At 28.5% G+C, this 3,472-nt stretch carries 5 protein-coding genes; 3 read left to right on the forward strand and 2 right to left on the reverse strand.

What is annotated here, in order from left to right:
* Nucleotides 1-306 precede the first annotated feature (306 nt).
* Nucleotides 307-927 (reverse strand): DUF6088 family protein, encoded by a 621-nt coding sequence (locus G0Q09_RS14695; protein WP_219035449.1) that lies wholly within the window; start codon nucleotides 925-927, stop codon nucleotides 307-309.
* A gap of 504 nt (nucleotides 928-1,431) precedes the next feature.
* Between G0Q09_RS14695 and G0Q09_RS14700 the strand changes: the two genes are divergently transcribed.
* Genes G0Q09_RS14700 through G0Q09_RS14710 form a run of 3 tightly spaced genes read left to right on the forward strand, consistent with a single transcriptional unit; the run spans nucleotide 1,432 to nucleotide 2,949 of the window.
* The gene (locus tag G0Q09_RS14700; protein WP_219035450.1) at nucleotides 1,432-1,641 is read left to right on the forward strand and encodes a helix-turn-helix transcriptional regulator; all 210 of its coding nucleotides are present in this window, start codon (nucleotides 1,432-1,434) and stop codon (nucleotides 1,639-1,641) included.
* The gene (locus G0Q09_RS14705; protein ID WP_219035451.1) at nucleotides 1,638-1,958 is read left to right on the forward strand and encodes a HipA N-terminal domain-containing protein; all 321 of its coding nucleotides are present in this window, start codon (nucleotides 1,638-1,640) and stop codon (nucleotides 1,956-1,958) included. Before G0Q09_RS14700 ends, G0Q09_RS14705 begins: the two co-directional genes overlap by 4 nt.
* A 1-nt stretch (nucleotide 1,959) precedes the next feature.
* Nucleotides 1,960-2,949 (forward strand): type II toxin-antitoxin system HipA family toxin, encoded by a 990-nt coding sequence (locus G0Q09_RS14710; protein WP_257468300.1) that lies wholly within the window; start codon nucleotides 1,960-1,962, stop codon nucleotides 2,947-2,949.
* A gap of 67 nt (nucleotides 2,950-3,016) precedes the next feature.
* Here G0Q09_RS14710 and G0Q09_RS14715 read toward each other — a convergent pair whose 3' ends face one another.
* Complete coding sequence (locus tag G0Q09_RS14715) at nucleotides 3,017-3,340, reverse strand: 5-methylcytosine restriction system specificity protein McrC (RefSeq protein ID WP_371875748.1); 324 nt, start codon at nucleotides 3,338-3,340, stop codon at nucleotides 3,017-3,019.
* Nucleotides 3,341-3,472 lie beyond the last annotated feature (132 nt).

Genomic DNA, 3,472 nt, shown 5'->3' on the forward strand with positions numbered 1-3,472 from the left:
ACAATGGGAAAATTTTTATAATTTCAATAGACCACATGGATCTTTTAAAGGAAAAACTCCTTATGAAATACTAAAATTAAAACTAAAATAATTATATTTAAAGTCTACGAAGTCATGAAGTACGACATAACATAATTTTTAATAAGTGTTACTTCCAGATGCAGAAAGTATAAAAGCCTTTATTTATCAATAGTGTAGGGGAGTGTGGTGTACTATTGGTGTACAAAAAGTATTCATATTTTAACGAAATATTAGCAATATCCGATAAAAGAATCAATCGTATTTATTACAATTTAATATTACTGATTAAATAATTCTTGATTTGTTTTGCTCTTTAATGATATTAATAATTTGTTTTTGAATCCAAACAGGAGCGTACTTTAATTGTTTTTGAACCACTTCATTATTTAATTGTTGCACGTTAGGTTGTATTTGAATTAAGAATTCATCTGTCACGTTTTTTTGACCTATTTCTTTAAAAGCCTGAACAATTAAGTGTAATAATTCATCTTTGATGGCAAAGCTTTTAGGAACTGTTTTTTTTAATTGAATGGTACGATTTCCTATTCTTATTTCGCGTTGTGATCCATCAGTTAGATATACAGCTTTTAAAGGAACCTGAGTTGCTAATCCTAATAAATATAAAGCCAAAACTCCTGAGGGAGAAATACGTGCCTTATCTCGTTGTGCGATTTGTTTCGCTATTTCTTCAGTTGTGGGATAAATAGTACCTAACAACGGATCTTTTTTAGGTTTAAGATAAATACCTTGAGCTAAACGCTCAACTAAACCTTCTTTTTCTAAACGAGAAAGTACTTTACGGATGTTATCTGAAGAGCCATATTTTGAGAAATCATCTAAAAAAAATATTTCGCCAAAAGATGATTTTGAAATCTTTGTTTCTATTTGATATTTAGCTGATTTCATTTTGTTTTTGGTTAATTTTATGTCACAAATTTAGTGAAAATTTGTGACAAAATTTAATTTTAAAAATGTAATTATAGTAATTCTATATCTTGTAATTTTCTACCAAACTCATCATCTGCTGCTAGTTTGAAAAGATCATCTTGTAAACCTAGGGGTGTACTTTAATTGTTTTTTGAATGACTACATTATTTAATTGTAGCACAGTAGAATGTATTAGATTTATGAATTCATCTTTCACGTTTTTTTGGCCTATTTCTTTAAAAATGCACTGTCTTTTAAAGTGTATAAGTTTACAAATATAGCTTGGGTTAGCTTTTTCAAATCCATCTAACCTCCCCATTATTTAGTTCTGTTTTCAAATTAAGATTTATTAAGTGCAATATATGGCACTAATTGATGATTATTATATTCAAAACTTATATTAAATCTTAAAAAGTGCAATATAATGCACTTTTCTTGTTTTATATCTAATTTCTTTCTAAATTTACATTAAAAGTGCTTTATATGACACTATTATTAATCGAACAGATAAAAGAACGTCGTAAAGTTTTAGCGATATCACAAGAAACATTAGCAGATATTTCGGGTGTAGGTTTACGAACATTAAAACAATTTGAAAGTGGAAAAGGTAATCCAACTTTAGAAACATTACAAAAATTATGTGATGCCTTAGGATTAGAAATTAAATTAGAGGTTAAAACAATTGAATCATGAGAATTGCTCAAATTTTATATAAAGGAGAAAGGGCAGGAGTTCTAACGCAATTGGATAATGGTCGCTTTCATTTTATCTATAATGAAAATTGGTTATCAGATGATTCTAAACCATCAGTCAGTTTAACATTGCCTAAAAATCAAATTGAATTCGAATCAGAATCATTATTTCCTTTTTTCTATCATCTATTACCTGAAGGTGTAAATAAACGAATGATTTGTAAAACATATAAGATTGATGAAGATGATGCTTTTGGAATATTATTACAAGCATCGAAAGTAGATACAGTAGGTGCAGTAACAATAGAAAGAATGTAAAATGAAAATAGAATTAAATAATTGCCCAGGTTCTTTAAAAGAAAATTTTAATACCTACAGTTCTACTGTAGTAAAGAAGATGTTTAAAGGAAAAAAAGTCGATCCAATTTTAAATTATACTTCGCCAACTGATCGTAAGGATAAAAGTAGTTTTAACCAAAATCAAACACATATTTCTATTTCAGGTTTTCAAGAGAAATATTCTTTAATTCTTGATGGAAATGAATTACGATTAACGAATGAAAAGGAAAGCGGTCAATATATACTGAAACCGATTTCTGATTTACCAAAAAATAGTGAATTTGCACCAGCAAATGAACATTTAACGATGCAAATCGCTAAACAAATTTTTAAAATTGAAACGGCTGATAATGCATTGGTGTTTTTTAAAGATGGAAGTCCAGCGTATCTTACTAAACGATTTGATTACAATGAAATTGGAGATAAGTTAGCTGTGGAAGATTTTGCTTCTTTATTAGGGAAATCTCCTGCAACTGATGGGGAACAATACAAGTATGAAGGAAATTATCTCGAATTATTTGAAGCCTTGAAAAAATATGTCCCTGCTTGGAAAGTAGAAACTCCAAAGTTATTCGCTTTGATTGTTTTCAATTATCTGTTTTCTAATGGAGATGCACATTTAAAGAATTTTTCGTTGATAGAAACTCAGCAAGGAGATTTTAAATTAAGTCCAGCATATGATTTATTGAATACCAAAATTCATATTGACGATGCAGATTTTGCATTAAAAGAAGGATTATTACCAAAATCAATCTCAAAAGGTAAAATAATAGACCAATTATTTATTTTAGGAGAGAAAGCTGAAATGACAGAGAAAACTATTGCTAAAGTTCTTCAAAATCTAACTTCGAAAGAAGATCAAGTGGAAGATTTAATCAATAAATCGTTTTTATCTGATAAGTTAAAACGTAATTATTTGCAAAATTATCAGCGAAGGTTAAAACGATTAAATTTAGAGTTAAGAAAGTAAAGGATAAATAAATGTCCGTTATTCTACACAAATTATAAGTTTTTGTATGAAATAACGGACGTTATTATCAATCTAATAAAGAATTAATCTGATTTCCAATCTCCTCTTGCCAAGTTTTAATATCCGTTGATGTTGCAATTTGCATTATGCTACATTCTTTATCAGACATTTCTAAATGATTTTCAGAACTAAAGTAATTTCCTTTCTGAATTGAATGCTGGTCAGAAGGATAGACAAGTGCTACTTTCTTAGCTTGATAAAATCGATGATATACATACATCTGACGAAGATCTTCAGGCGATGGATTGTAACCGTTAAGATTCTTCCATTTCGTATCTAAGACGTAATTCTCTTGAGATTCTTTACATTTTAGAATGATATCAGGTCGTATTTTAGATTGTAATCTTCCCTAAAAAACGGAACGTTTAAAAATATAGTTTATTAACTTAGGGATAATTATGAAACAAAGCAATTTTACAGAAGTTCAGATCGTCAAGATCTTATCAAAACAAAATCAAGGCAA

The sequence above is a fragment of the Empedobacter falsenii genome, assembly GCF_019308355.1.
Taxonomy (GTDB): Bacteria; Bacteroidota; Bacteroidia; order Flavobacteriales; family Weeksellaceae; genus Empedobacter; species Empedobacter falsenii_B.